Source organism: Streptomyces krungchingensis, from assembly GCF_054729265.1.
The window spans coordinates 5,947,233-5,971,877 of sequence record NZ_JBPUKY010000001.1; the positions used below are offsets into that span (position 1 = coordinate 5,947,233).

The 24,645-nt window shown below is 67.8% G+C and carries 19 protein-coding genes and 3 rRNA genes; 18 read left to right on the forward strand and 4 right to left on the reverse strand.

Going from position 1 to position 24,645, the window contains the following annotated elements; genetic code table 11:
* Positions 1-87: 87 nt before the first annotated feature.
* The 3 genes from ACSYGO_RS26175 to ACSYGO_RS26185 all read left to right on the forward strand — a co-directional run bounded on the left by ACSYGO_RS26175 (position 88) and on the right by ACSYGO_RS26185 (position 2,195).
* Positions 88-423: a peptidase gene (locus ACSYGO_RS26175; RefSeq protein WP_426679939.1), complete on the forward strand. Its 336-nt coding sequence runs from the start codon at positions 88-90 to the stop codon at positions 421-423.
* Positions 424-497: 74 nt separating this feature from the next.
* Positions 498-992, forward strand: coding sequence for an EamA/RhaT family transporter (locus ACSYGO_RS26180; RefSeq protein ID WP_426679940.1), 495 nt, complete (start codon positions 498-500; stop codon positions 990-992).
* Between the two features lie 411 nt (positions 993-1,403).
* Positions 1,404-2,195 (forward strand): class I SAM-dependent methyltransferase, encoded by a 792-nt coding sequence (locus tag ACSYGO_RS26185; RefSeq protein WP_432189161.1) that lies wholly within the window; start codon positions 1,404-1,406, stop codon positions 2,193-2,195.
* Here the strand turns inward: ACSYGO_RS26185 and ACSYGO_RS26190 are convergent.
* Entirely contained in the window at positions 2,159-3,580 is a 1,422-nt protein-coding gene (locus tag ACSYGO_RS26190) for a SulP family inorganic anion transporter (RefSeq protein WP_460387823.1), read from the reverse strand. The two genes, ACSYGO_RS26185 and ACSYGO_RS26190, sit on opposite strands and share 37 nt — an antisense overlap.
* A 322-nt stretch (positions 3,581-3,902) precedes the next feature.
* Here ACSYGO_RS26190 and ACSYGO_RS26195 point away from each other — a divergent pair, with 322 nt between their 5' ends.
* From ACSYGO_RS26195 to proC, 3 genes are all read left to right on the forward strand, one after another.
* A complete protein-coding gene (locus ACSYGO_RS26195; protein WP_460389766.1) occupies positions 3,903-4,862 on the forward strand; it encodes an ABC transporter ATP-binding protein in 960 nt (319 codons plus the stop codon).
* The gene (locus tag ACSYGO_RS26200) at positions 4,859-5,683 is read left to right on the forward strand and encodes an ABC transporter permease (RefSeq protein ID WP_426679943.1); all 825 of its coding nucleotides are present in this window, start codon (positions 4,859-4,861) and stop codon (positions 5,681-5,683) included. The genes ACSYGO_RS26195 and ACSYGO_RS26200 overlap by 4 nt, the downstream gene beginning before the upstream one ends.
* 96 nt (positions 5,684-5,779) lie before the next feature.
* Positions 5,780-6,589, forward strand: a complete 810-nt coding sequence (gene proC / locus ACSYGO_RS26205; protein ID WP_359491811.1) for a pyrroline-5-carboxylate reductase — start codon at positions 5,780-5,782, stop codon at positions 6,587-6,589.
* Between the two features lie 193 nt (positions 6,590-6,782).
* On the opposite strand, the gene trpS is transcribed toward proC, so the two are convergent.
* Positions 6,783-7,781 carry a tryptophan--tRNA ligase gene (trpS, locus tag ACSYGO_RS26210; RefSeq protein ID WP_460387826.1) on the reverse strand — a complete coding sequence of 333 codons (999 nt, stop codon included), beginning with the start codon at positions 7,779-7,781 and terminating at the stop codon, positions 6,783-6,785.
* An 853-nt stretch (positions 7,782-8,634) separates the two neighbouring features.
* Here trpS and ACSYGO_RS26215 point away from each other — a divergent pair.
* The 12 genes from ACSYGO_RS26215 (at position 8,635) to ACSYGO_RS26270 (ending at position 21,869) form a co-directional block, all read left to right on the forward strand.
* Positions 8,635-10,160: ribosomal RNA gene (locus tag ACSYGO_RS26215) — 16S ribosomal RNA — on the forward strand.
* A gap of 312 nt (positions 10,161-10,472) precedes the next feature.
* A 23S ribosomal RNA gene (locus ACSYGO_RS26220) occupies positions 10,473-13,592 on the forward strand.
* An 86-nt stretch (positions 13,593-13,678) separates the two neighbouring features.
* Positions 13,679-13,795: ribosomal RNA gene (rrf, locus tag ACSYGO_RS26225) — 5S ribosomal RNA — on the forward strand.
* Together the 16S, 23S and 5S rRNA genes form the textbook arrangement of a ribosomal RNA operon.
* 100 nt (positions 13,796-13,895) lie before the next feature.
* Complete coding sequence (locus tag ACSYGO_RS26230) at positions 13,896-14,540, forward strand: HAD family hydrolase (protein WP_460387828.1); 645 nt, start codon at positions 13,896-13,898, stop codon at positions 14,538-14,540.
* A gap of 146 nt (positions 14,541-14,686) precedes the next feature.
* Positions 14,687-15,388, forward strand: coding sequence for a VC0807 family protein (locus ACSYGO_RS26235; RefSeq protein WP_432176815.1), 702 nt, complete (start codon positions 14,687-14,689; stop codon positions 15,386-15,388).
* A 158-nt stretch (positions 15,389-15,546) separates the two neighbouring features.
* Complete coding sequence (locus tag ACSYGO_RS26240; RefSeq protein WP_426682578.1) at positions 15,547-16,755, forward strand: MFS transporter; 1,209 nt, start codon at positions 15,547-15,549, stop codon at positions 16,753-16,755.
* Positions 16,706-17,878 carry an acetoin utilization protein AcuC gene (locus tag ACSYGO_RS26245; RefSeq protein ID WP_460387830.1) on the forward strand — a complete coding sequence of 391 codons (1,173 nt, stop codon included), beginning with the start codon at positions 16,706-16,708 and terminating at the stop codon, positions 17,876-17,878. Before ACSYGO_RS26240 ends, ACSYGO_RS26245 begins: the two co-directional genes overlap by 50 nt.
* A gap of 111 nt (positions 17,879-17,989) precedes the next feature.
* Positions 17,990-18,805 (forward strand): phosphatase, encoded by an 816-nt coding sequence (locus tag ACSYGO_RS26250; RefSeq protein WP_426682576.1) that lies wholly within the window; start codon positions 17,990-17,992, stop codon positions 18,803-18,805.
* 129 nt (positions 18,806-18,934) lie between these two features.
* Positions 18,935-19,147 carry a helix-turn-helix domain-containing protein gene (locus tag ACSYGO_RS26255; protein ID WP_004984898.1) on the forward strand — a complete coding sequence of 71 codons (213 nt, stop codon included), beginning with the start codon at positions 18,935-18,937 and terminating at the stop codon, positions 19,145-19,147.
* A gap of 142 nt (positions 19,148-19,289) precedes the next feature.
* Entirely contained in the window at positions 19,290-19,388 is a 99-nt protein-coding gene (locus tag ACSYGO_RS26260) for a 30S ribosomal protein bS22 (RefSeq protein WP_003948845.1), read from the forward strand.
* 355 nt (positions 19,389-19,743) lie between these two features.
* Entirely contained in the window at positions 19,744-20,805 is a 1,062-nt protein-coding gene (locus tag ACSYGO_RS26265; protein ID WP_095935818.1) for an NAD-dependent epimerase/dehydratase family protein, read from the forward strand.
* Between the two features lie 14 nt (positions 20,806-20,819).
* The gene (locus ACSYGO_RS26270) at positions 20,820-21,869 is read left to right on the forward strand and encodes a lysophospholipid acyltransferase family protein (protein WP_426682575.1); all 1,050 of its coding nucleotides are present in this window, start codon (positions 20,820-20,822) and stop codon (positions 21,867-21,869) included.
* Positions 21,870-21,986: 117 nt separating this feature from the next.
* On the opposite strand, the gene ACSYGO_RS26275 is transcribed toward ACSYGO_RS26270, so the two are convergent.
* Entirely contained in the window at positions 21,987-23,213 is a 1,227-nt protein-coding gene (locus ACSYGO_RS26275; protein WP_432190031.1) for a DUF5667 domain-containing protein, read from the reverse strand.
* A gap of 253 nt (positions 23,214-23,466) precedes the next feature.
* Entirely contained in the window at positions 23,467-24,237 is a 771-nt protein-coding gene (locus ACSYGO_RS26280; protein WP_028805573.1) for an ECF subfamily RNA polymerase sigma factor, BldN family, read from the reverse strand.
* Between the last annotated feature and the right edge of the window lie 408 nt (positions 24,238-24,645).

Genomic DNA, 24,645 nt, shown 5'->3' on the forward strand with positions numbered 1-24,645 from the left:
TCGATGCTTCGTGCGAAACCTCGGCGGCTTGCTAGCCTCGGCGCTCAGCATGAACTTGGCGTGAACCATTCACGGGGGGAGGCCAGCATGGCCACGGAGGACATCGAGATCACGGGCGCGGGGGACACGGCGGACGCCGAGGCTCTGAGCGCCGGGACACTGAGCGCCGAGGCGGCGCGGACGTACCCGCTCGCACCGGGGTACAGCGTCAACGTCCGCAGCGGCCCGGGCACCCACTACAGCGTCGTCCGCACCCTGCCGGCGGGCTCCAGCATCCCGATCCGCTGCCAGTGCCCGGGCGAGACGGTCACCGGCCCGTACGGGACGTCGAAGATCTGGGACAACATCGCCAACGCGCAGTTCGTCGCGGACGCGTACGTGAAGACCGGCAGCGACGGATACGTCGCCCCGCGCTGCTCCTGACCGAGGACGGTCCCGGCCGTCGTCCGACGACGGCCGGGAATCCCGCTCCGGAGCGCCGGAGCGATAATCGTCGGGTGAGCGACGAGACAGAGACCGGCACCCCGGCAGGCCCCCAGCCCGAGCCCCTGCGTTTCTTCGGGACGACCTGGGTGGCGCACGAGGGCGGCTACGCGGGCCGCCGGATCGGTGTCGCCGTGGGGTCGCTGGCCGCCGCGGTGGCCTCCTGCTTCGTGCTCCGCTTCGCCTACCAGGGCCTCGCTATCGCGGACGTCGGCAAGCCGGTGACCGTGCTGATCGTGGTGATGTTCGCGGTGTGCAGCGCGCTCGCGTTCCGGCACACCTGGGACTCGTTCGCCAAACGCCCCGACGCCGAGCGCCAGGCGTCGCTCCGCGGTCTGCTGGCCATCGGCTTCATCGGCTCCCTCTTCGCCTACTTCTTCCGCTCCCTCACCGAGGCCCCGGGCGAGCGCCTGCACCGCGAGGAGTACGAGGAGGCACGGCAGCAGTACGAGCGGCGCAGCAAGCGCCGCACGGGCAACCCGTCGAAGAAGCGGGGCCGACGCTCCTGACTCCTGGCCCGGGACCGGGGTCGGGGTCGGGGTCCTCGGGGTCGGGTTCGTCCGTGGTGCCTGACCGTGGTTCCAGGGCGACGCGGGAACGAGAGCGCGGCCCCCGAGGCCGGGCCCACTCCTGGACCCCGTACGTGCCGGGCTGCCGACGTGCCGGTCGTGGCGTGACGCCGGGCTGCCGAGGCGCCGGGCCCGCCCGGGCGCGGTCCGCAGCCGCGGCGGGCCGAGCCGGAACCCGGAGGCGTCCCCCGGGGACACGTACCGGACGGCAGGCGGCGTCCCTCGTGACACGTACCGGACGGCAGGCGGCGTCCCTCGTGACACGTACCGGGCGGCAGGCGGCGGCGCTCAGCCAGGGGCACCCACCGAGGCCCCCTGCCCCCGGCTCGTACCACCCGCCACCATGGACACATGACCGCTTCCGCCTCCGCGTCCTCGCACGCCACCCGAGCCCACTCCTTCAACGCCGCCGCGGCCCAGTACGCCGCGAACCGCCCCTCCTACCCGCCGGCGCTCTTCGACGCGATCGAGGACCTGGCGTCCCGCCCGCTCGCGGGTGCGAGGGTCGTCGACGTGGGTGCGGGCACCGGTATCGCGACGGCGCTCCTGCACGCGCGGGGCGCGGACGTGCTCGCCGTGGAGCCCGGCGAGGGCATGACCGCGCAGTTCCGCCGCACCCTGCCCGGCGTACCGATCGTCCGGGGCACCGGCGACGCCCTCCCGCTGGCCGACGCCTCCGTCGACTTCCTCACCTACGCCCAGGCCTGGCACTGGACCGATCCGGCCCATTCGGTGCCCGAGGCGCTGCGTGTCCTGCGTCCGGGCGGCGCCCTCGCCCTGTGGTGGAACACCGACGCCCTGGACGTCGGGTGGATCGCCGAGGAGGCCGAACGCGTCCAGCGGCACTTCGGCATCGACCCGGTCGTGGAGAAGAGCGGCAGCGGCGCCCGGGCCGCCGCCGCGCTCGCCGCCGACCCGAGCCGGCGGCTGGAATTCGACCGCCGCCAGGTCCGCTGGAGCCGCCGCGTCCCCCTCGACACGCATCTCGCCAACCTCGGCAGCCACTCGGCGTTCCTGGTCCTCGGCGAGGAGGCCACCCGGGCGTTCCTCGCCGAGGAGCGCAACCACCTCCTGCCCCTCTTCCCGGACGGAATCGTGGAGGAGACCTACGTCGTGGACCTGCTGGTGGCCACCCGCTCGTGATCCCGCCCGGCGGCCCAGCCCTCCAGGGCCGCCGCACACGCGTGGTCCACATGCCGGAGTCCGCCCAACTCCAGCCGTACGTCGCGGTCGTGAGGCAGCGCCTCCAACGCGTCGAGCAGCTTCGGCAGCCTCAGGAAGGTGGCGTTGCCGACGACCCGTACGACGATGCCCGCGGCCCCGCGGTCCTCCGTCTCCACGTGCACATGGCTGATGTCCCACGCCGTCTTCGCCACCGCGAGCGCCAGCCCGGCCAGCACGCCCTCGAAGAGGTTCCCGGCCACGATGGCCACGGCCGTCACCGTGAGCACCACCAGTTCGCCGCGGTGCGCCCGCCACAGCGGCCGCAGTTCCCGCACCGGCACGAGCTTGCAGCCCGCGTGCACCAGCAGCCCGGCCAGCGCGGCCACCGGGATCACGCCGAGCACTCCCGGCACCACGGCCGTGAAGAGCAGCAGCCACACCCCGTGCAGCACCCGCGAGGCCTTGGTCCGCGCCCCGGCCCGGACGTTCGCCGCGCTCCGCACGATCACCGCGGTCATCGGCAGCGCCCCGAGCATGCCGCACACGGTGTTGCCCGCGCCCTGGGCGATCAGCTCACGGTCGTAGTCGGTGCGCGGCCCCCGGTGCAGCCGGTCCACGGCCGCCGCGCTGAACAGGGACTCCGCCGAGGCGATCAGCGCGAACGCCAGCACCGTCCCGATCACGCCCACTTCCGTGAGCCGCCCCAGATCGTCGGCGGACGGCGGGCGTACGGCATCGAGCAGGCCACGCACCTCGACGCGCCGCACCGACAGGTCGAACAGCCCGGTCGCGAGTGAGGCGAGCGCCACCGCCACGAGCGGCGCCGGCACCAGGCGTGCCCCTCGCCGCCATCGCGGCCACAGCAGGAGTACGGCCACGGTGGCGCCGCCGACCGCCAGCGCCACCGGGTCCGCGTCACCCGCCAGCGACACCAGACCGGCGATCTTCCCGAGCCCGCTGCCGGGCGCGGTCGCGTCACCCATCGCGTACACCTGGCCGGCGATCAGGACGAGCCCGATCCCGGCGAGCATGCCGTGCACCACGGCCACGGACACGGCCCGGAACCACCGTCCGAGCCGCAGCACTCCGAGCGCGAGCTGCACCAGCCCGGCCGCGAGCACCAGCACGCCCAGCGCCTCCACGCCGTACGCACGCACCGCCTCGTACACCAGGACGGTCAACCCGGCGGCGGGCCCGCTCACCTGGAGGCTGCTCCCGGGCAACGCCCCGGCCACCAGCCCGCCGACGATCCCGGTGACCAGCCCCAGTTCGGCGGGCACACCGGAGGCCATGGCGACCCCCACGCACAGGGGCAACGCGACGAGGAACACGACGAGGGACGCGAGTAGATCGGCTTTACGCATGACAACGGCACCTCCGGTCGACGAGCGGGAGATGCGTGGGTGCCGGGCCGGGGGAGGGCACGGCGGACCTGCCGGCGCGTCACACGGTCACACGGCACCCGTCGTCCGGGCGCCGAGCGGCATATGTCCGCGCACTGAAATCCATTGTCAGGAAGGGGCGTTGATCGCGCACCCCTTCCGTGCAACAGCCACGTGAACACGGAAGCGCACCGTCCCGCGCACGCCCGGAGCGCTCCCTTCCGATCACGCCGACGCGCGCTTGCGCCGCCTCGTGCGACCGGGGTTGACCGGCGTGCCGCGCAGGAGGAATATTCATCGCATGATGATTATTCGGTCGCGTCCGCCCGACCCGTCGGACCCCTCCACGTCCTTCGACCAGCCCGCTGTCCGCGCCCAGGACCTCACCGTCGTCCGAGGAACGCGCACCGTCCTGCGCGGACTCGAATTCGCCGTGCCCCGCGGCCAGATCACCGGACTGCTCGGCCCCTCCGGCTGCGGCAAGTCGACACTCATGCGCTCCGTCGTCGGCACCCAGGCGAAGGTCACCGGCACCCTCGACGTCCTCGGCCGCCCCGCCGGCGCCCCCGCACTCCGCTCCCGCATCGGCTACGTCACCCAGGCGCCCTCCGTCTACGACGACCTGACCGTCCGCCAGAACCTCGACTACTTCGCCGCGATCCTCGACCCCGGCCGCGCCGCCGCCGAACGCCGCCGCGCCGACGTCACCCAGGCCATCGCCGACGTCGACCTCACCTCCCACGCCGACGCCCTCGCCGGCAACCTCTCCGGCGGCCAGCGCAGCCGCGTCTCCCTGGCGGTCGCCCTCCTCGGCACCCCGGAACTCCTCGTCCTCGACGAACCGACGGTGGGCCTCGACCCCGTCCTGCGCCGCGATCTGTGGAACCTCTTCCACACCATCGCCGCGGAGCGGAACGCGACCCTGCTCGTCTCCTCCCATGTCATGGACGAAGCCGAGCGCTGCCACCGCCTCCTGCTCATGCGCGAGGGCCGGATCCTCGCCGACGACACCCCCGACGCCCTGCGCGCCCGCTTCGACTCCGACACCGTCGAAGCCGCCTTCCTCCGCCTGGTCGACGAGGCCACAGCGGCCGGCAACCAGTCGGCGAAGGACGCCGAGCCGACGAAGGACGCCAAGTCGGCGTCGGGCGACGAGACCGCGTCGGACGACGAGACCGCGACGGGCGGAGCGTCCGCGAAGGGCGACGGGCAGGCAACCGACTCCCACACCGGCGACCCCACCCGAAAGGAGACCGCCCGATGAGCACCACCAGCACCACCAGCGGCACGTCACCCGCGAGCCCCGGCACCAGCGCGTCGGCGGCCCCCGCGCCACGCCCGAGCGCGCTCAACCTCTCGCGCACGACCGCGACGGCGACCCGCGTGCTGCGCCAGCTCCACCACGACCCGCGCACCATCGCCCTGATGATCCTCATCCCGTGCGTGATGCTCTTCCTGCTGCGCTACGTCTTCGACGGGAGCCCCGCCACCTTCGACTCCATCGGCGCCTCCCTCCTCGGGATCTTCCCGCTGATCACGATGTTCCTGGTGACCTCGATCGCCACACTCCGCGAACGCACCTCGGGCACCCTCGAACGCCTCCTCGCCATGCCCCTCGGCAAGGGCGACCTGATCGCCGGCTACGCCCTGGCCTTCGGTGGCCTGGCCATCGTCCAGTCCGCCCTCGCCACGGGCCTGGCCGTCTGGTTCCTCGGTCTCGACGTGACCGGCTCCCCCTGGCTCCTCCTGCTCGTCGCCCTGCTCGACGCGCTCCTCGGCACCGCCCTGGGTCTCTTCGTCTCCGCCTTCGCCTCCTCCGAATTCCAGGCCGTCCAGTTCATGCCGGCCGTGATCTTCCCCCAGCTCCTCCTCTGCGGCCTGTTCACACCCCGACCCAACATGCACCCCGTCCTCGAAGCCATCTCCGACGTGCTGCCCATGTCCTACGCGGTCGACGGCATGAACGAAGTCCTCAAACACACGGACATGACGGCCGACTTCGTCCGTGACGCCGTGATCGTCGCGGGCTGCGCCCTGCTCGTCCTCACTCTCGGAGCCGCAACGCTCCGGCGCCGCACCGTCTGACGGCCCGCACCGTCCGCACACCGGACACACCGACCCGCCCGCCCCTCTGAGTGCGAGGATGAGCCCAGGACGACGCACCCCGGAGGGCACCCGCACATGACGCAGAAAGTCGCAGTCCTCGGCACCGGCAAGATCGGCGAAGCCCTGCTCAGCGGAATGATCCGAGCGGGCTGGGCTCCCGCCGACCTGCTGGTCACCGCCCGGCGCCCGGAGCGGGCCAGGGAGCTCCAGGAGCGCCACGGAGTCACCCCGGTCACCAACCCGGAAGCGGCGAAGACCGCCGACACCCTGATCCTCACGGTCAAGCCACAGGACATGGGCACCCTCCTCGACGAACTCGCCCCGCACATCCCCGCCGACCGCCTCGTCATCAGCGGCGCGGCCGGCATCCCCACCTCCTTCTTCGAGGAGCGCCTGGCCACAGGCACCCCGGTCGTCCGCGTCATGACGAACACACCCGCGCTCGTCGACGAGGCCATGTCCGTCATCTCGGCCGGCAGCCACGCCACCGCCGACCACCTCGCCACCGCCGAGGAGATCTTCGGAGCGGTCGGCAAGACGCTCCGCGTCCCGGAGAGCCAGCAGGACGCCTGCACCGCCCTGTCCGGCTCCGGCCCGGCGTACTTCTTCTATCTGGTCGAGGCCATGACCGACGCAGGCATCCTGCTCGGCCTGCCCCGCGACAAGGCGCACGACCTGATCGTCCAGTCCGCGATCGGCGCCGCCGTGATGCTCCGCGACAGCGGGGAGCACCCCGTGAAGCTGCGCGAGAACGTCACGTCCCCCGCGGGCACCACGATCAACGCGATCCGCGAACTGGAGAACCACGGCGTGCGCGCCGCGCTCATCGCCGCCCTGGAAGCGGCCCGCGACCGCAGCCGCGAGCTGGCCTCCGGCAACAACTAGCCGAGCAGCTCCCGACTGCCCGGTCGTCCGGGCACAGCCCGGGGACGCCGGGCAGCCTCCGGGGCACAGCGGGAAGACGGTGGGCCGGCCTGACCGGCCCGCCGTCGCTCAGCTCACACCGACCCCGCCGGCCCGGCCCCCGCGTCTTCGCGCCCGGCCGCCGCCGAGTCCTGTCGACGCGCACGGGACCGCGTCAGCCGGCCGGCAGCAGCCCGATCGCCCGATAAGCGGCATCGACTCTCGGCCTCGCCATGGCTCTGGCCTTCTCCGCCCCACCTCGGAGCACCCCCTCCACATACGCAGGATCCGCGCACAACTGCTTGTGCCTCTCCTGTACGGGCCTGAGGAGCTCGACCACGGCCTCGGCGGTGTCCTTCTTCAAAGCGCCGTACGACTCATATACACCGGCCAAGGCCTCGGGGTTCCCACCCTCACAGGCCGCGAGGATCTCCAGCAGATTCGAGACCCCCGGCCGCGCCTCCCGGTCGTACACGACGTCCTGACCGCTGTCCGTCACGGCACGCATGATCTTCTTCCGCACGACATCCGGCTCGTCGAGCAGATAGACGACCCCTGGCCCCACGTCGTCGCTCTTGCCCATCTTCGACGTCGGCTCCTGGAGGTTCATCACCCGTGCGGCGACCTCCGGACGGGTGGCCCGGGGCACCACGAACGTATGGCCGTAGCGCTGGTTGAAGCGGACCGCCAGATCCCGGGTCAGCTCGACGTGCTGGGTCTGGTCCTCCCCGACCGGCACCTCGTCGGTTCCGTACGCCAGGATGTCCGCCGCCATCAGCGCGGGATACGTCAGCAACGACAGCCGCACACTCCCGCCGCGCTCCCGCTCCCGCGACGCCTTCTCCTTGTACTGGATCATCCGACGCATCTCCCCGTCGGTCGCGACGCACTCCAGCACGTACGACAGCCGGGCGTGCTCGTCCACATGGCTCTGCACGAACACGGTGCACAGGTCCGGATCGAGCCCGGACGCGAGCAACAGCGTCGCCGCCTGCCTACTGAGCCTGCGCACCCGCGCCGGATCGTGGTCCACGGTCAGCGCGTGCAGGTCGACGACGCAGAACAGGGCGTCGGCCCGGTGCTGATCGACGTCTGCCCAGCGCCGTACGGCCCCCAGGTAGTTCCCCAGCGTCAGATTCCCGGTCGGCTTGACCCCGCTGAAGATCCGCGTCATCTCTCCACCTCCTGGTCGAGGCCGCCGCGTCCGTCGGCCGGCTCTCCAGGAGGGAGATACAAGAACGGCCGCCGAGGCGGCGGCCGTTGAGTACATACGTGAGTACGGCCGCCGTCAGGCGGCCCACCACAGCTGGGTGCACGTACGCGTTGTCATGGAGAGGAGCGTACGCCTCCAGGGCACCGTCCGGGCTCGAGTTGACACACCCTGGCCCCGTCCGTAGTGTTCTCCGAGTTGTCCGACGTGAGCGCCGACTCTGGTCGGTCCCCGGACAGCCATTCCGCACCAAGCACTCAACGATCGACGACCTCGTCGTCGACGCGTTTTCATGCATGTTTGCGAAATGAGGAATCCGCGTTCGAAAGAGCGCGACCCCGATTAGCTCGGGGGCCGCGATTCCGCTAAAGTCTCACTCGTCGGAACGGCCCAACAGCCGCGAAGACAAACCCCTCCGACAGGGAATCGGACACGAAAGAGTCTGATAGAGTCGGAACCGCCGGAAAGGGAAACGCGAAAGCGGGAACCTGGAAAGCGCCGAGGAAATCGGATCGGAAAGATCTGATAGAGTCGGAAACGCAAGACCGAAGGGAAACTGCCCGGAGGAAAGCCTGAGAGAGTCTCTCGGGTGAGTACAAAGGAAGCGTCCGTTCCTTGAGAACTCAACAGCGTGCCAAAAATCAACGCCAGATATGTTGATACCCCGTCTCCAGTCATTCGGCTGGGGCGAGGTTCCTTTGAAAAAGTCCTGCCGGGCACTGCCTGGCAGGCGCACAGCGAGGACGCTGTGAACCGAGGGGATCATTCCTCTCCTTGGTTCCGCTCTCGTGGTGTTCGACCGGATTACCGGTAAACATTCACGGAGAGTTTGATCCTGGCTCAGGACGAACGCTGGCGGCGTGCTTAACACATGCAAGTCGAACGATGAAGCCCTTCGGGGTGGATTAGTGGCGAACGGGTGAGTAACACGTGGGCAATCTGCCCTTCACTCTGGGACAAGCCCTGGAAACGGGGTCTAATACCGGATACGACCTGCCGAGGCATCTCGGCGGGTGGAAAGCTCCGGCGGTGAAGGATGAGCCCGCGGCCTATCAGCTTGTTGGTGAGGTAGTGGCTCACCAAGGCGACGACGGGTAGCCGGCCTGAGAGGGCGACCGGCCACACTGGGACTGAGACACGGCCCAGACTCCTACGGGAGGCAGCAGTGGGGAATATTGCACAATGGGCGAAAGCCTGATGCAGCGACGCCGCGTGAGGGATGACGGCCTTCGGGTTGTAAACCTCTTTCAGCAGGGAAGAAGCGAAAGTGACGGTACCTGCAGAAGAAGCGCCGGCTAACTACGTGCCAGCAGCCGCGGTAATACGTAGGGCGCAAGCGTTGTCCGGAATTATTGGGCGTAAAGAGCTCGTAGGCGGCTTGTCGCGTCGGTTGTGAAAGCCCGGGGCTTAACCCCGGGTCTGCAGTCGATACGGGCAGGCTAGAGTGTGGTAGGGGAGATCGGAATTCCTGGTGTAGCGGTGAAATGCGCAGATATCAGGAGGAACACCGGTGGCGAAGGCGGATCTCTGGGCCATTACTGACGCTGAGGAGCGAAAGCGTGGGGAGCGAACAGGATTAGATACCCTGGTAGTCCACGCCGTAAACGGTGGGCACTAGGTGTTGGCGACATTCCACGTCGTCGGTGCCGCAGCTAACGCATTAAGTGCCCCGCCTGGGGAGTACGGCCGCAAGGCTAAAACTCAAAGGAATTGACGGGGGCCCGCACAAGCAGCGGAGCATGTGGCTTAATTCGACGCAACGCGAAGAACCTTACCAAGGCTTGACATACGCCGGAAAACCCTGGAGACAGGGTCCCCCTTGTGGTCGGTGTACAGGTGGTGCATGGCTGTCGTCAGCTCGTGTCGTGAGATGTTGGGTTAAGTCCCGCAACGAGCGCAACCCTTGTTCTGTGTTGCCAGCATGCCCTTCGGGGTGATGGGGACTCACAGGAGACTGCCGGGGTCAACTCGGAGGAAGGTGGGGACGACGTCAAGTCATCATGCCCCTTATGTCTTGGGCTGCACACGTGCTACAATGGCAGGTACAAAGAGCTGCGAAGCCGCGAGGCGGAGCGAATCTCAAAAAGCCTGTCTCAGTTCGGATTGGGGTCTGCAACTCGACCCCATGAAGTCGGAGTTGCTAGTAATCGCAGATCAGCATTGCTGCGGTGAATACGTTCCCGGGCCTTGTACACACCGCCCGTCACGTCACGAAAGTCGGTAACACCCGAAGCCGGTGGCCCAACCCCTTGTGGGAGGGAGCTGTCGAAGGTGGGACTGGCGATTGGGACGAAGTCGTAACAAGGTAGCCGTACCGGAAGGTGCGGCTGGATCACCTCCTTTCTAAGGAGCACTTCTTACCGAGTCCTTCGGGACGAGGTCAGAGGCCAGTACATCGGCGAACGTCCGATGCTGGTTGCTCATGGGTGGAACGTTGATTATTCGGCACTTTCAGTCATCTCGGGCTGCCAGTACTGCTCTTCGGAGCGTGGAACGCAGGTCACGAGTGGCGAGGGTGTCGGGCACGTTGTTGGGTGTCTGAGGGTACGGCCGTATGGCTGCCTTCAGTGCCGGCCCCGGTAAAGCGCCAAGTCTTGGTGTGTGACGGGTGGTTGGTCGTTGTTTGAGAACTGCACAGTGGACGCGAGCATCTGTGGCCAAGTTTTTAAGGGCGCACGGTGGATGCCTTGGCACCAGGAACCGATGAAGGACGTGGGAGGCCACGATAGTCCCCGGGGAGTCGTCAACCAGGCTTTGATCCGGGGGTTTCCGAATGGGGAAACCCGGCAGTCGTCATGGGCTGTCACCCGCTGCTGAACACATAGGCAGTGTGGAGGGAACGCGGGGAAGTGAAACATCTCAGTACCCGCAGGAAGAGAAAACAACCGTGATTCCGGGAGTAGTGGCGAGCGAAACCGGATGAGGCCAAACCTTGTATGTGTGAGACCCGGCAGGGGTTGCATGCAGGGGGTTGTGGGATCTCTCTTCCACGGTCTGCCGGCCGTGGGACGAGTCAGAAACCGTTGATGTAGGCGAAGGACATGCGAAAGGTCCGGCGTAGAGGGTAAGACCCCCGTAGTCGAAACGTCAGCGGCTCGTTTGAGAGACACCCAAGTAGCACGGGGCCCGAGAAATCCCGTGTGAATCTGGCGGGACCACCCGCTAAGCCTAAATATTCCCTGGTGACCGATAGCGGATAGTACCGTGAGGGAATGGTGAAAAGTACCGCGGGAGCGGAGTGAAATAGTACCTGAAACCGTGTGCCTACAAGCCGTGGGAGCGTCGGGCAAGCACTTGTGCTTGCCTCGTGACTGCGTGCCTTTTGAAGAATGAGCCTGCGAGTTTGCGGTGTGTTGCGAGGTTAACCCGTGTGGGGAAGCCGTAGCGAAAGCGAGTCCGAACAGGGCGATTTAGTAGCGCGCTCAAGACCCGAAGCGGAGTGATCTAGCCATGGGCAGGTTGAAGCGGCTGTAAGAGGTCGTGGAGGACCGAACCCACCAGGGTTGAAAACCTGGGGGATGACCTGTGGTTAGGGGTGAAAGGCCAATCAAACTCCGTGATAGCTGGTTCTCCCCGAAATGCATTTAGGTGCAGCGTCGTGTGTTTCTTGCCGGAGGTAGAGCACTGGATAGGCGATGGGCCCTACCGGGTTACTGACCTTAGCCAAACTCCGAATGCCGGTAAGTGAGAGCGCGGCAGTGAGACTGTGGGGGATAAGCTCCATGGTCGAGAGGGAAACAGCCCAGAGCATCGACTAAGGCCCCTAAGCGTACGCTAAGTGGGAAAGGATGTGGAGTCGCACAGACAACCAGGAGGTTGGCTTAGAAGCAGCCACCCTTGAAAGAGTGCGTAATAGCTCACTGGTCTAGTGATTCCGCGCCGACAATGTAGCGGGGCTCAAGCGTACCGCCGAAGTCGTGTCATTGCAGCAAGAGGGCCAACGCCCGCTGTGATGGGTAGGGGAGCGTCGTGTGCCGGGTGAAGCCGCGCCGGAAGGCAGTGGTGGACGGTTCACGAGTGAGAATGCAGGCATGAGTAGCGATACACACGTGAGAAACGTGTGCGCCGATTGACTAAGGGTTCCTGGGTCAAGCTGATCTGCCCAGGGTAAGTCGGGACCTAAGGCGAGGCCGACAGGCGTAGTCGATGGATAACCGGTTGATATTCCGGTACCCGCTGTGAAGCGTCAAACATCGAACCAGGCGATGCTAAGTCCGTGAAGCCGCCCCGGAGCCTTCGGGCAAAGGGGAGTGGTGGAGCCGACGGACCAGACCTGTAGTAGGTGAGTGATGGGGTGACGCAGGAAGGTAGTCCATCCCGGGCGGTGGTTGTCCCGGGGTAAGGGTGTAGGCCGTGCGATAGGTAAATCCGTCGCACTTGTGGCTGAGACCTGATGCCGAGCCGATTGTGGTGAAGTGGATGATCCTATGCTGTCGAGAAAAGCCTCTAGCGAGTTTCATGGCGGCCCGTACCCTAAACCGACTCAGGTGGTCAGGTAGAGAATACCGAGGCGTTCGGGTGAACTATGGTTAAGGAACTCGGCAAAATGCCCCCGTAACTTCGGGAGAAGGGGGGCCATGTCTGGTGATGAGTCTTGCACTCTGAGCTGGGTGTGGCCGCAGAGACCAGCGAGAAGCGACTGTTTACTAAAAACACAGGTCCGTGCGAAGCCGTAAGGCGATGTATACGGACTGACGCCTGCCCGGTGCTGGAACGTTAAGGGGACCGGTTAGTCACTCTTCGGGGTGGCGAAGCTGAGAACTTAAGCGCCAGTAAACGGCGGTGGTAACTATAACCATCCTAAGGTAGCGAAATTCCTTGTCGGGTAAGTTCCGACCTGCACGAATGGCGTAACGACTTCTCGACTGTCTCAACCATAGGCCCGGTGAAATTGCACTACGAGTAAAGATGCTCGTTTCGCGCAGCAGGACGGAAAGACCCCGGGACCTTTACTACAGTTTGATATTGGTGTTCGGTTCGGCTTGTGTAGGATAGGTGGGAGACTTTGAAGCGGCAGCGCCAGCTGTTGTGGAGTCGTCGTTGAAATACCACTCTGGTCGTGCTGGATGTCTAACCTGGGTCCGTGATCCGGATCAGGGACAGTGTCTGATGGGTAGTTTAACTGGGGCGGTTGCCTCCCAAAGGGTAACGGAGGCGCCCAAAGGTTCCCTCAGCCTGGTTGGCAATCAGGTGTTGAGTGTAAGTGCACAAGGGAGCTTGACTGTGAGACCGACGGGTCGAGCAGGGACGAAAGTCGGGACTAGTGATCCGGCGGTGGCTTGTGGAAGCGCCGTCGCTCAACGGATAAAAGGTACCCCGGGGATAACAGGCTGATCTTCCCCAAGAGTCCATATCGACGGGATGGTTTGGCACCTCGATGTCGGCTCGTCGCATCCTGGGGCTGGAGTCGGTCCCAAGGGTTGGGCTGTTCGCCCATTAAAGCGGTACGCGAGCTGGGTTTAGAACGTCGTGAGACAGTTCGGTCCCTATCCGCTGTGCGCGTAGGAGTCTTGAGAAGGGCTGTCCCTAGTACGAGAGGACCGGGACGGACGAACCTCTGGTGTGCCAGTTGTCCTGCCAAGGGCATGGCTGGTTGGCTACGTTCGGGAGGGATAACCGCTGAAAGCATCTAAGCGGGAAGCCTGCTTCGAGATGAGGACTCCCACCCACTTGATGGGGTAAGGCTCCCAGTAGACGACTGGGTTGATAGGCCAGATCTGGAAGCGCCGTAAGGCGTGGAGGTGACTGGTACTAATAGGCCGAGGGCTTGTCCTCAGTTGCTCGCGTCCACTGTGTTGGTTCTGAAACCACGAACAACCCCGTACAGGTCACGTACGGTGCGGTTGACAGTTTCATAGTGTTTCGGTGGTCATAGCGTGAGGGAAACGCCCGGTTACATTCCGAACCCGGAAGCTAAGCCTTACAGCGCCGATGGTACTGCAGGGGGGACCCTGTGGGAGAGTAGGACGCCGCCGAACTAATATTGAAGAAAACCCCTGTACCGGGATACCGGTATGGGGGTTTTCTGCGTTTACGGGCTGCCTGTGCGTCGTTTCGCGGGTCGATTAGGGTCGACCCATGCGCTACGACCTGGTGATCTTCGACAATGACGGTGTCCTGGTGGACAGTGAGCGGATCTCCAACACGATCCTGGCCGCTCATCTCACCGAGCTGGGGCATCCGACCTCATATGAGGACTCCATCAGGGACTACATGGGCTCGGCGATGCACCGCATCCACGACCTCGTGTACGAGCGCAGCGGCCGGCGGCTTCCCGACGGCTTCGACGACGTCTTCCACGCGCGCGTCTTCGCCGCCTTCGAGCGGGAGTTGGAGCCCGTTCCCGGCGCCGTGCAGGTGGTGGAGAAGCTGGCCGCGGACGGCGTGCCGTACTGCGTGGCCTCCTCCGGGAGCCATGAGCGGATCCGGGTGGGGCACCGCAAGACGGGGCTCGACCAGTGGTTCGGCGAAGAGCGCGTCTTCAGCTCGCAGGACGTGGGACGGGGCAAGCCCGCCCCCGATCTGTTCCTGCACGCCGCCGAGCGGATGGGCGTACCGCCGCAGCGGTGTGTCGTCGTGGAGGACAGCCCGCTGGGCGTGCAGGCGGCGCATGCGGCAGGCATGGACGTGTACGGGTTCACCGCCATGACACCCGCCGCCAAGCTCGCTGGCGCCACCCAACTGTTCTCCGACATGGGCGAGTTGGCTGACCTGCTGGTATGACACCGCCCGTGACGGCGTCCATGTGCCGCGACTGACATTTGTCATGCGGAGCTCCGGACGATCGTTTCTGTCGGCGGACGGGGTCCGACCGCGAAGCTGAGTACATCGAAACGGGACGTACACAGCGACGACGGAGGGACCCGATCATGAGCGCCACGACCATCGAGACCAGCACCGAAGCGACCGCCGTCGCGGCGACCGGCCCGGCCGCCGCCAAGCCCAGCTTCCTGCCGCTGATCATGGACGTGGCGGTGCCCCTGGGGTCGTACTACCTCCTGAAGAACGGGTTCGGGATGAGCATCGTGGCGGCTCTGGCCTGGAGCAGTGTGGTGCCGGCGGTGCGCACACTGTGGAGCCTGGTGAAGGAGCGCACGTTCAACGGGCTGGCCGGGCTGATCCTCCTCGTCAACGTCGCCGGACTGCTCCTCAGCCTGGTCGCCGGTGACCCGCGGCTGATGCTGGCGAAGGACAGCGGTGTCAGCAGCGTGGTCGGTATCGGCATCCTGCTGTCGGTGCGGCTCGGCCGGCCGATGATGACGCAGGGGATGAAGCCGTTCCTCATCAAGGGCGACGCGGCCAAGAATGTGGCCTGGGAGCGGCTGCTCGCCGGCTCCGAGCGGTTCCGGCGGGCGGAGCGCACCTTCTCCCTCATCTGGGGAGCGGCGCTGCTCGGTGAGTGCGTCCTGCGGGTGGTGGGCGCGTACACGCTGCCGGTCGACACCATGGTCTGGCTCGGCACGGTCGTCATGGTCGCCACGATCGGCCTGGCCATCCTCCTCAGCGGGCGCTTCGCGGTCGTCCCGATGGAGAAGCTGCTGGAGCAGGAGCTGGCCGGCCGGACCCACTGAACGGCGGGGCCGCCCGCCCCGGTTCACCCGGGAAGCCTCTCGACCGGCTCGGCCCGACCGCACGGAGTGCCGCTCCACCGCTTCACCCGAAGAGATGAGCAAAATTCATCTTCGGCTTGATCTACCCACCGGTAAGCCGGGGCCCTACGCTCGCCGCCATGACAGATGTGCTGCGGCGCGGTAGGGCCTCTTTGGCGTTCAGCTTCTTCGCCCAGGGCGCCACCTTCGCGCTCCTGGTGACGCGCATCCCGGCCATCCAGGACCGGTACGGGATATCCGACGCGCTGCTGCCCGTCTTCCTGGCCGCCGTGCCCATCCTCGCCGGGGTCGGCAGCGTGACCACCGAGCACCTGGTCAAGCGGATACCGGCCGGCCGTCTGCTGCGCTGGTCCCAGCCCGTCGTGCTGCTCGCCCTGCTCGGTGTCGGCGCCGGCGACCACCTCGTCGAGGTCGCGATCGCCCTGGGCGCCTTCGGTCTCGCGGTCGGCGCGCTCGACGCCTCGATGAACATGCTCGGCGTGAGCCTCCAACGGGCGTACGGGCGCAGCATCATGCTCGGGTTCCACGCCGCGTACAGCCTGGGCGGGATCGTGGGTGCGTCGCTCGCGTGGGCGGGGGCGCACTGGCACCTCTCGCTGCTCGTGTCCTACCTGCCGGTGGTGCTGGTGCTGCTTCCGGCCACGTTCGTGGGGAGCCGCTGGTACGTCGGCGGGGGCGCGCCCGAGCAGCGGGAGGCGGCCGAGGGCGGGCCCGTCGTCTTCAAGCTGTTGCTGCCGCTGTGTCTGGTGATGACGTTCGCGTACATCGGGGACTCGACGGTCTCCAACTGGAGCGCCAAATACCTTCAGGACGTGCTGGGCAGCTCCGAGCAGCTGGCGACCGTTCCGTACAACGTGTACATGGTGACGACCTTGCTGGGCCGGGCGATCGGCGACTTCGGGGTGCGGCGCTTCGGGGCCGTGGCCGTGGTGCGGCTCGGGGCGGTGGTGGCGGCGCTCGGCTTCGCGGTCGTGGCGGTCGCCCCCGGCGCCTGGGTGGGCATGCTCGGGTTCACGCTGTTGGGCCTGGGGCTGTGCGTGATCGTGCCGCAGACCTTCGCGGCGGCGGGACGGCTCTTCCCTGGTGCCTCGGACACGGCGATCGCGCGCCTGAACATCTTCAACTACGTGGGTTTCCTGATCGGTTCGCCGTTGGTGGGGGCGCTGGGGGACGCCTGGAACTACCGGGGCGCCATGCTCGTACCGATGGTGCTGGTCCTGGTGACCCTGGGGTACGCCCGGTCGTTCGCCCCTGAACCAAACCGATACGGTGACGGTCATGAGCGGCCGCGCACAGCTGATGTGGGACGAGGCAGTAACGGGCTATGACTTCGGTCCCGAGCACCCGATGGACCCGGTCAGGCTCGCGCTGACCCGGAGCCTGGTCGGTGCTTTCGGGCTCGACCGTGACGTCGACGTCGTCGCGGCGAAGTCCGCCGGGGACTCCACGCTGCGGCTCGTGCACCGCGAGGACTACGTGGAGGCGGTCAAGGCCGCGTCCGCCGACCCGGGGTCCGCGGACTCGTCGTACGGGCTGGGGACCGTGGACGACCCCGCGTTCGCCGGGATGCACGAGGTGTCGGCGCTGATCGCCGGGCAGTCCGTGGGGGCCGCCGAGGCGGTGTGGCGCGCGGACGCGCTGCACGCCGTGAACTTCGCGGGCGGCCTGCACCACGCGATGCCCGGTGCCGCGTCCGGGTTCTGCATCTACAACGACGCCGCGCTCGCCATCGCCCGGCTGCTCGAACTGGGAGCCGAGCGCGTCGCGTACGTCGACGTCGACGTGCACCACGGCGACGGGGTGCAGGCGGCCTTCTGGGAGGACCCGAGGGTTCTCACGATCTCGCTGCACGAGCATCCGCGGACGCTGTTCCCGCAGACGGGATGGCCGGAGGAGACCGGCGCCGCCAAGGCGGCGGGCTCCGCGGTCAACGTCGCCCTGCCCGCCGGCACCGGGGACGCCGGATGGCTGCGCGCCTTCCACTCGGTGGTGCCCGAGCTGATCGCGGACTTCCGGCCGCAGGTCCTGGTCACCCAGCACGGCGCCGACACCCACTTCGAGGACCCGCTCGCGCACCTCGCCGTCTCGCTCGACGCCCAGCGCGCCGTGCAGGTGGCCTGCCACGACCTGGCGCACGAGTACGCGGACGGCCGCTGGGTCGCGCTCGGCGGCGGCGGGTACGCCGTGGTGGAGGTCGTGCCGCGGTCCTGGACGCACCTGGTCGCGATCGCCGCGGGCCGGCCGGTGGCACCCGAGACGGTGATCCCCGAGAGCTGGCGGCAGGAAGTCTTCGCCCGTGCCCGGCAGTTGGCGCCGGCGCGGATGACGGACGGTCGCTGGCCCGTGCCCTGGAAGGACTGGGAGGCGGGGTACGACCCCGAGGACCGTCTGGACCAGGCGATCGTCGCCACCCGCAGGGCCGTGTTCCCGCTGCGCGGCCTGCTGGCCTGAGGGCTGTCCCGGCCGGAAGCTGTGCCGGCCCTGTGGACCCATTAGGCCAACTGTGGGGCATTTTCTGCGTTTTGGGCCTGCGGCAGTGGTGGATGCGCCAGCATCGCTGACGTGTTGAGCACCGGAGCAATGCGTGCACACCTGCTGGCCGCCCGGTTGGCCGGGCCCGTGGCCACCTCGCGCGAGGAGAGCCTGCGCAGCTATCGGCTCTTCGCCGCCCGCGATCCCCGGATGCTGCTCGGCCTCGATCCCGAATGGACCTGGCGGCAGCAGGACTTGATCGAGCTGATGGCCGACAAGTGCGGGGTTTCGGCCGACCCCGCGCACACTTCAGGGCATGATGTGATCGATCCCGAGCGCACCCTGGTGGCGCTCGACGCCTTCGCGCAGCGGCTCGGCGAGGCGGCCCGCAGCCGTACTCCGGTGCTCCTCGGCACCGGTCATCCGCACCGGCTGATCGGTTTCTACGCCGCTCTCGCGGACGCCCTGTCGGCGGCGGGATGTGCGGTCCTCACCCCCGCGCAGGGTAGCTGTGTCGACATAACGACCCGGTTCGGCCTACGCACGTACAACCTTGACTACGTACAAGGTGTCGCGCTGGTGCGCGAACCAGGCGTGCAGGCCACCGGGCGTGCGACCGGCGCGCACACCCACTCGCCGCTCCCGGTTCGGACTGCTCTGGCGGCCGCCGCGGAGGCCGGCGGCCCCCTGCCGGAGCTGGTCATCGGGGACCACGGATGGGTCTGCGGGGCAGGTCAGCTGGGGTTCGAGGCGATGGGGCTGGCCGATACGGACGATCCTGCGCTCTTCGTCGGAGAGGCAGAGGGGCAGGTGTCCGTCGTCGTTCCGCTTGATGACGCTGTGCGGTCTGATTACTACCGACCGCTTACTCGCTATGTACTCAATCGAGCGTGTCTGTCACAGTAGGCGGCCGATGGCATCCCCTCTTCCCCACTCGCATCACCCGCCCCTAGTCTGGGGAGTGAGCACGCAACGACGAAGAGTCACCGGAAGGGGAAGCCGGTGGCCGTCGAGTGCGGAAGGTTCAGGTGTGTCATGGCTGCAGCTGGCGAGAGGCCTCTGAACGAGGTTCAGTTCCTTACCGTGGCGGAGGTCGCCTCGGTGATGCGAGTGTCGAAGATGACCGTGTACCGGCTGGTGCACAGCGGTCATCTGCCGGCCATCCGGGTGGGGAGGTCCTTCCGGGTGCCGGAGCAAGCGGTTCACGAGTACCTCCGTGAGAGCTATGTGGGGGTGGAGACGGCCTGACGGCGTTTCCGGGGGATCGATGGAGATCTCCCGGAACCCCTCGATTACGACCTCGGCGCTCGGACGGGTAGGCTGGCCCCTCATAGGTCGTGTGGGCCCATGCAGCCCAGCACCGAGTAAAGAGAAGTGAGCGAGGGTAGTCGTGGGCTCTGTTATCAAGAAGCGGCGCAAGCGGATGGCGAAGAAGAAGCACCGCAAGCTGCTCAAGCGCACTCGCGTTCAGCGTCGCAACAAGAAGTAAGCGGCGCCGCACAAGCGCATGACGTGGCCCCCCACCGGCTGGTGGGGGGCCACGTGCATGTCCGGGCGGCCGCGCGGGCGGGTCCTCGCGGTCTGCGGGCGCGGGTCCGGCCCCGGGTTCGGCGCCGGTTGGGGCGCCGGTCCGTCCCGGGTCCGGGGCCGGTCCGGTGCGGCGCACGGACGTGTGTGAGCCTTAGGCCGAATGGCTGGGTCTGGTCGTACGTCTGTGGCTGTCGTCACTTCATGCATCGGGCAGTCATCACAGCGCAACATCCAACCGCTAAGTTGGCGGCACACGGGGAACCCGGCAGGGTACGAGCAGAGCTACGTCCAGTTCTGGAAGGAAGGCGCTGATCTTGGGGAAGGTCGTGCTCGTGACCGGAGTGGCCCGCCAGCTGGGGGGCCGGTTCGTGCGACGGATCCAGCGTGACCCGCAGGTCGACCGGGTGGTCGCCGTGGACGCGGTCCCGCCCGAGCATCATCTCGGCGGCGCCGATTTCGTGCAGGCGGACATCCGCCAGCCGGCCATCGCGCGGGTGCTCGCCGAGCACACCGTCGACACGGTGGTGCACATGGACGTGACCGGCACGGCACTGAGCGGCGGCAGCCGGACCACGGTCAAGGAGACCAACGTCATCGGCACCATGCAGCTCCTGGGTGCCTGCCAGAAGTCGCCGACGGTCAAACGGCTCGTCGTGAAGTCCAGTACCAACGTGTACGGATCGGCCCCCCGCGACCCCGCCGTCTTCACCGAGACCACCCCGCCCAAGTCGCTGCCCAGCGGCGGCTTCGCGAAGGACACCGTGGAGGTCGAGGGCTACGTACGCGGGTTCGCGCGCCGCAGGCCCGATGTGGCCGTGTGCGTACTGCGGTTCGCGAACATCCTCGGGCCGAGCGCGGATTCGCCGCTCGCCTCGTACTTCTCGCTGCCCGTGCTGCCGACGGTCTTCGGCTACGACCCGCGCCTGCAGTTCGTGCACGAGGACGACGTGATCGAGGTGCTGCGGCTCGCCTCGCACGAGCCGGAGCGCGGCACGCTCAACAGCGGCACGTTCAACATCGCGGGCGACGGCGTCCTACTGCTCTCGCAGTGCGCGCGACGACTCGGCCGGCCCACGGTGCCGCTGCTGCTGCCCGCGCTCAGCTGGGCGGGCACCGCCGTGCGTACCCTGGGCGTGACGGACTTCTCGCCGGAGCAACTGCGGCTGCTCACGCACGGCCGGGTCGTGTCGACGAACCAGATGCGCGAGACGCTGGGCTACAAGCCGAAGTACACGACCGCGGAGACCTTCGCGGACTTCGCCCGCAGCCGGGGGCCCGGACTCCTGCCCCCCGAGGCCCTTGCGGGGGCCGTCGACCGGATCGCCGCGCTGCCCGTCCTGGGCGGCGGCCACCCCCCGACGCAGAGCGCCAACTGAGGAGCGCATCAACGATGGCGGACGCCAAAGTCATTCCGTTCGATGACGACCGGTCGCGCGGGGCTGCGATGCAGCGCCCGCAGCGGCGCCGGGCCGCGGGGAGCCGGCGCAAGGGCGAGCCCGTGGTGGTTCGTGAGGTCCAGCCCCTGCCGGGCCCGGCCGTCCCACAGGATGATGTTCCTGTGACGCGTGAGGAACAGCCACCCCAGCAGCCACAGGACGGCGGCGGCCTGGAGCGGCGTATCGCCGGGGGCCTTGCCTTCCTTCGCCGTCGGCTGACCGGTGACTACGAGGTCGACGACTTCGGCTACGACGCCGAACTCACCGACCAGGTCCTGATGTCGCTGATCCGGCCGTTGTACGACAAGTACTTCCGCGTCGAGGTGAAGGGCATCGAGAACATCCCGTCCGAGGGCGGGGCGCTGATCGTCGCCAACCACTCGGGGACCCTGCCGCTGGACGGCCTGATGATGCAGGTCGCCGTGCACGACAATCACCCCGCCGGCCGGCACCTCCGGCTCCTCGCCGCCGACCTGGTCTTCATGCTGCCGGTCGTCAACGAGCTGGCCCGCAAGGCCGGTCACACCCTGGCCTGCGCGGAGGACGCCGAACGGCTCCTGGAACGGGGCGAAGTGGTCGGTGTGATGCCGGAGGGCTTCAAGGGCATCGGCAAGCCGTTCAGCGAGCGCTACAAGCTCCAGCGCTTCGGCCGCGGCGGGTTCGTCTCCACCGCCCTGCGCCAGGGCACCCCGATCATCCCGTGCTCGATCGTGGGCGCGGAGGAGATCTACCCGATGATCGGCAACGCGAAGACCCTCGCGAGGCTGCTGGGCTTCCCGTACTTCCCGATCACGCCGACCTTCCCGTGGCTGGGGCCGCTCGGTGCGATTCCGCTGCCCACGAAGTGGACGATCCAGTTCGGTGAGCCGATCCGCACGGACGGCTATCCGCCGGAGGCGGCCGAGGACCCGATGCTGATGTTCAACCTGACGGACCAGGTCAGGGAGCAGATCCAGCACACGCTGTACAAGCTGCTGGTGCAGCGGCGGTCCGTGTTCTTCTGAGTGTTTCCGGCCCTGCCGAGTTCTTGCCGAGTTCTTCGGCGGGACCGGTTCGTACACGCGCCTGTACGCGGCTGGGGGCGCCCTTCCGAAGAAGGGCGCCCCCAGCCGCGCAGTGCGTTACTTGGCGTCCTCGCTGTCGATGCCCAGGCCCGGGAGGAGGCCCGGGAGGAGCGGGGGCAGGGTGACGTCCGGCTCGCTCGCCGGAGTGCTCCTGCTGCCGGACGGTGAGGAACTGGCGGTGTCCTTGGGCGGGTCCAGGAGTCCGCCCGTGCTGCCGCCGATGAGGCCGTCGCTGCTGCTGTCCGAGCTGGACGGCTTCGGCTTGCCGCTGCTGTGACCGCCGGCCGAGGAGCCGCTGCTGGCGGTGCTGGGCGCCGGGGCGTCCGTCCCGGAGGAGGCGGTGGCCTCCTCGCTCCTGCCGCGGTGCCGGCCGGTGCCCTCCGGGGAGGGTGTCGGGGGCAGCAACGAGCGCAGCGGGCCGACCTCTTCGTCTATGGCGTCGAAGACCGACGACACCTGGTCACTGACGTCCCCGAGCTGCACAGGCAGCCGGTCGCGCAGCGCGCCCCAGGCTTCACGATGCGACTGTGAGAAGGCGGACAGGGCCTGGATGGGGCCCAGTGAGCCGTCCCTCGCGTACGCCTCGTGCAGCAGACGGTGGCCTTCCGAGGCGTCGTGCTGCATGCCCGACAGGGCACGGCGGACCTCGCCCAGCGACTCGTGGTCGAGCTGGCCCGAGCGGTCCCGCTCCATCAGCCGCCGCGCTTCGCTCAGCCGGGTCGAGGCCTGGTCGAGGTAGAGCTCGCCGCGATCGCTGTCGCCGTGGGCCAGGCCCAGCTTGATGTCCTCCATGCCTCGTTTGAGCCCGTAGAGCGAATCTCCGGGGAGGGCGTCGGAGCTGGCGGCGGCCACGCCGCCGAAGGCTCCCGCGGCCACACCGACGGTGAGTCCGCCCGCGGCCAGGCCCTTCGACAGCCGGGACCGCGGTCGCAATTTGCCCAGCCCGCTCGCCCGGTGCGCGCCCTTGGCCCGGTGGGTCCGCTGCTCGGGCACCGCGGGATCGCGGCCCTCGCCCCCGGCAGTGCCCTCCAGCAGCATGGCCTCCATCGCGGCGACGAGCTGTGCTCGCTGCACGACTTTGACCTCGGGGTCCAGCTCCGGCTTGGGCAGCTCGCCGAGACCGGTGGCGAGGGCCAGGAGCAGGCCCTCCTCGGTCCGTTCCGCAGCAGCCGGGGACGGTGCCGATCCATCGGGCTGCTCGGCCGCCGGGCCCTGTTCGGACTGCTCCTCCAGAGCCTGGGCGAAGGCGTTCGCCCGCCGGTGTGCCGATACGTTCGCGATCACTGGCGGCACCTCCTCTCGTCATGACGGTCGACTCCCCAGGGGGTCCTGAGGGTTGCACTCCCTGACCACATCCACACGATCGAGTGATCAGTGCTGGCCAAGGGGTGACCACAGGGAGCCTGTATCCCGCACAACGAGCGTCGCGGCACTTGGGTTACGGACGACGGATGATCGGACCGCGAAGTCAACAGACTTTTACAGAAGGTGAGTTGATCGTCGCTGAACGTGTGGGATCACTATGGGTGGTACGGCTTCAGCGCGCGTCGTCCGGGAGCAGCCGGGCCAGGGTGCGGACGGCCCGGTACTGCAGGGTCTTGATGGCGCCCTCGTTCTTGCCCATCACCCGGGCGGTCTCGGCGACCGAGAGGCCCTGGAGGAAGCGGAGCGTCACGCACTCCTGCTGCTGCGGGTTGAGGCGCCGTACGGCGTCGAGCAACGCCGCGTTCGACAGGGACTCCAGGACGGAGTCCTCGGGGGAGCGTTCGACCTCGTTCGCGTCGAGCATCTCCCCGGTGGTCACCTCCAGCCGGAAGCGGCTGGACTTGAAGTGGTCGGCGACCAGGTTGCGGGCGATCGTGACGAGCCAGGCGCCGAAGTCGCGGCCCTGCCAGGTGAAGGTGCCGATGCGCCTGAGGGCCCGCAGGAAGGTCTCGCTCGTCAGGTCCTCGGCGGTCGCCTTGCCGCCCACCCGGTAGTAGATGTAGCGGTACACGGTGTCGCTGTACTGGTCGTAGAGCCGCCCGAACGCGTCGGCCTCGCCGGCCTGGGCGCGCTCCACGAGGTCCATCATCCTGGCGCTGTCACTGTCCGCGGCCGGGCGGCGCGCGGTGGTGGCCGAGCTCGAGCGGCCCCGTCTGCCGACCGCCGCGTTTCCGTCGGCCAGCGCGTAGCAGGGGCCGACGGGCGCGGGGGCGGCGAGGGCGGGTACGGCGTACGCGGTGGGGACGAAGCCGCGAAGACGGTCCAGGACCGTTGCGCGCAGCGTAGCCAGGCCCGAGGCGTCAACCCCGACGTGTGAGTACACGGGACTCCCAGAGGCAGAGCTTCCATCACGTGCAGTGCGGGACCGTTCACCCGTCGTGGCGACGGAGGGGTACCGGTTTGCGTCTGAGGAGAATAACGCTTCGTACAGGCAGCGCTACACCCAGTTGCTCAAATCATCGATTACGTCGCTTCTGTTACCGATCGACGCCTTTTCAAGTGCCGGTTGGTGAACAGTTGTTGATCGGATTAGTTCGTGTTCCGTCTGGGTGCGGGGCGTGTTGTGGCCGTCTCACGGCAAGGGGACTGGCGGCGGGGCTGTGCGGGTAGAACCTGCTGAATTGGGCGTGGCCCGGTGGCCGGCCGGGCGGTTTGCGCCCCCTCCGCCCCTTGCCTGTCCCGTACTCCTGGGGGCTCCGCCCCCAGACCCCCGGTCGGCCTGGACGGCCTC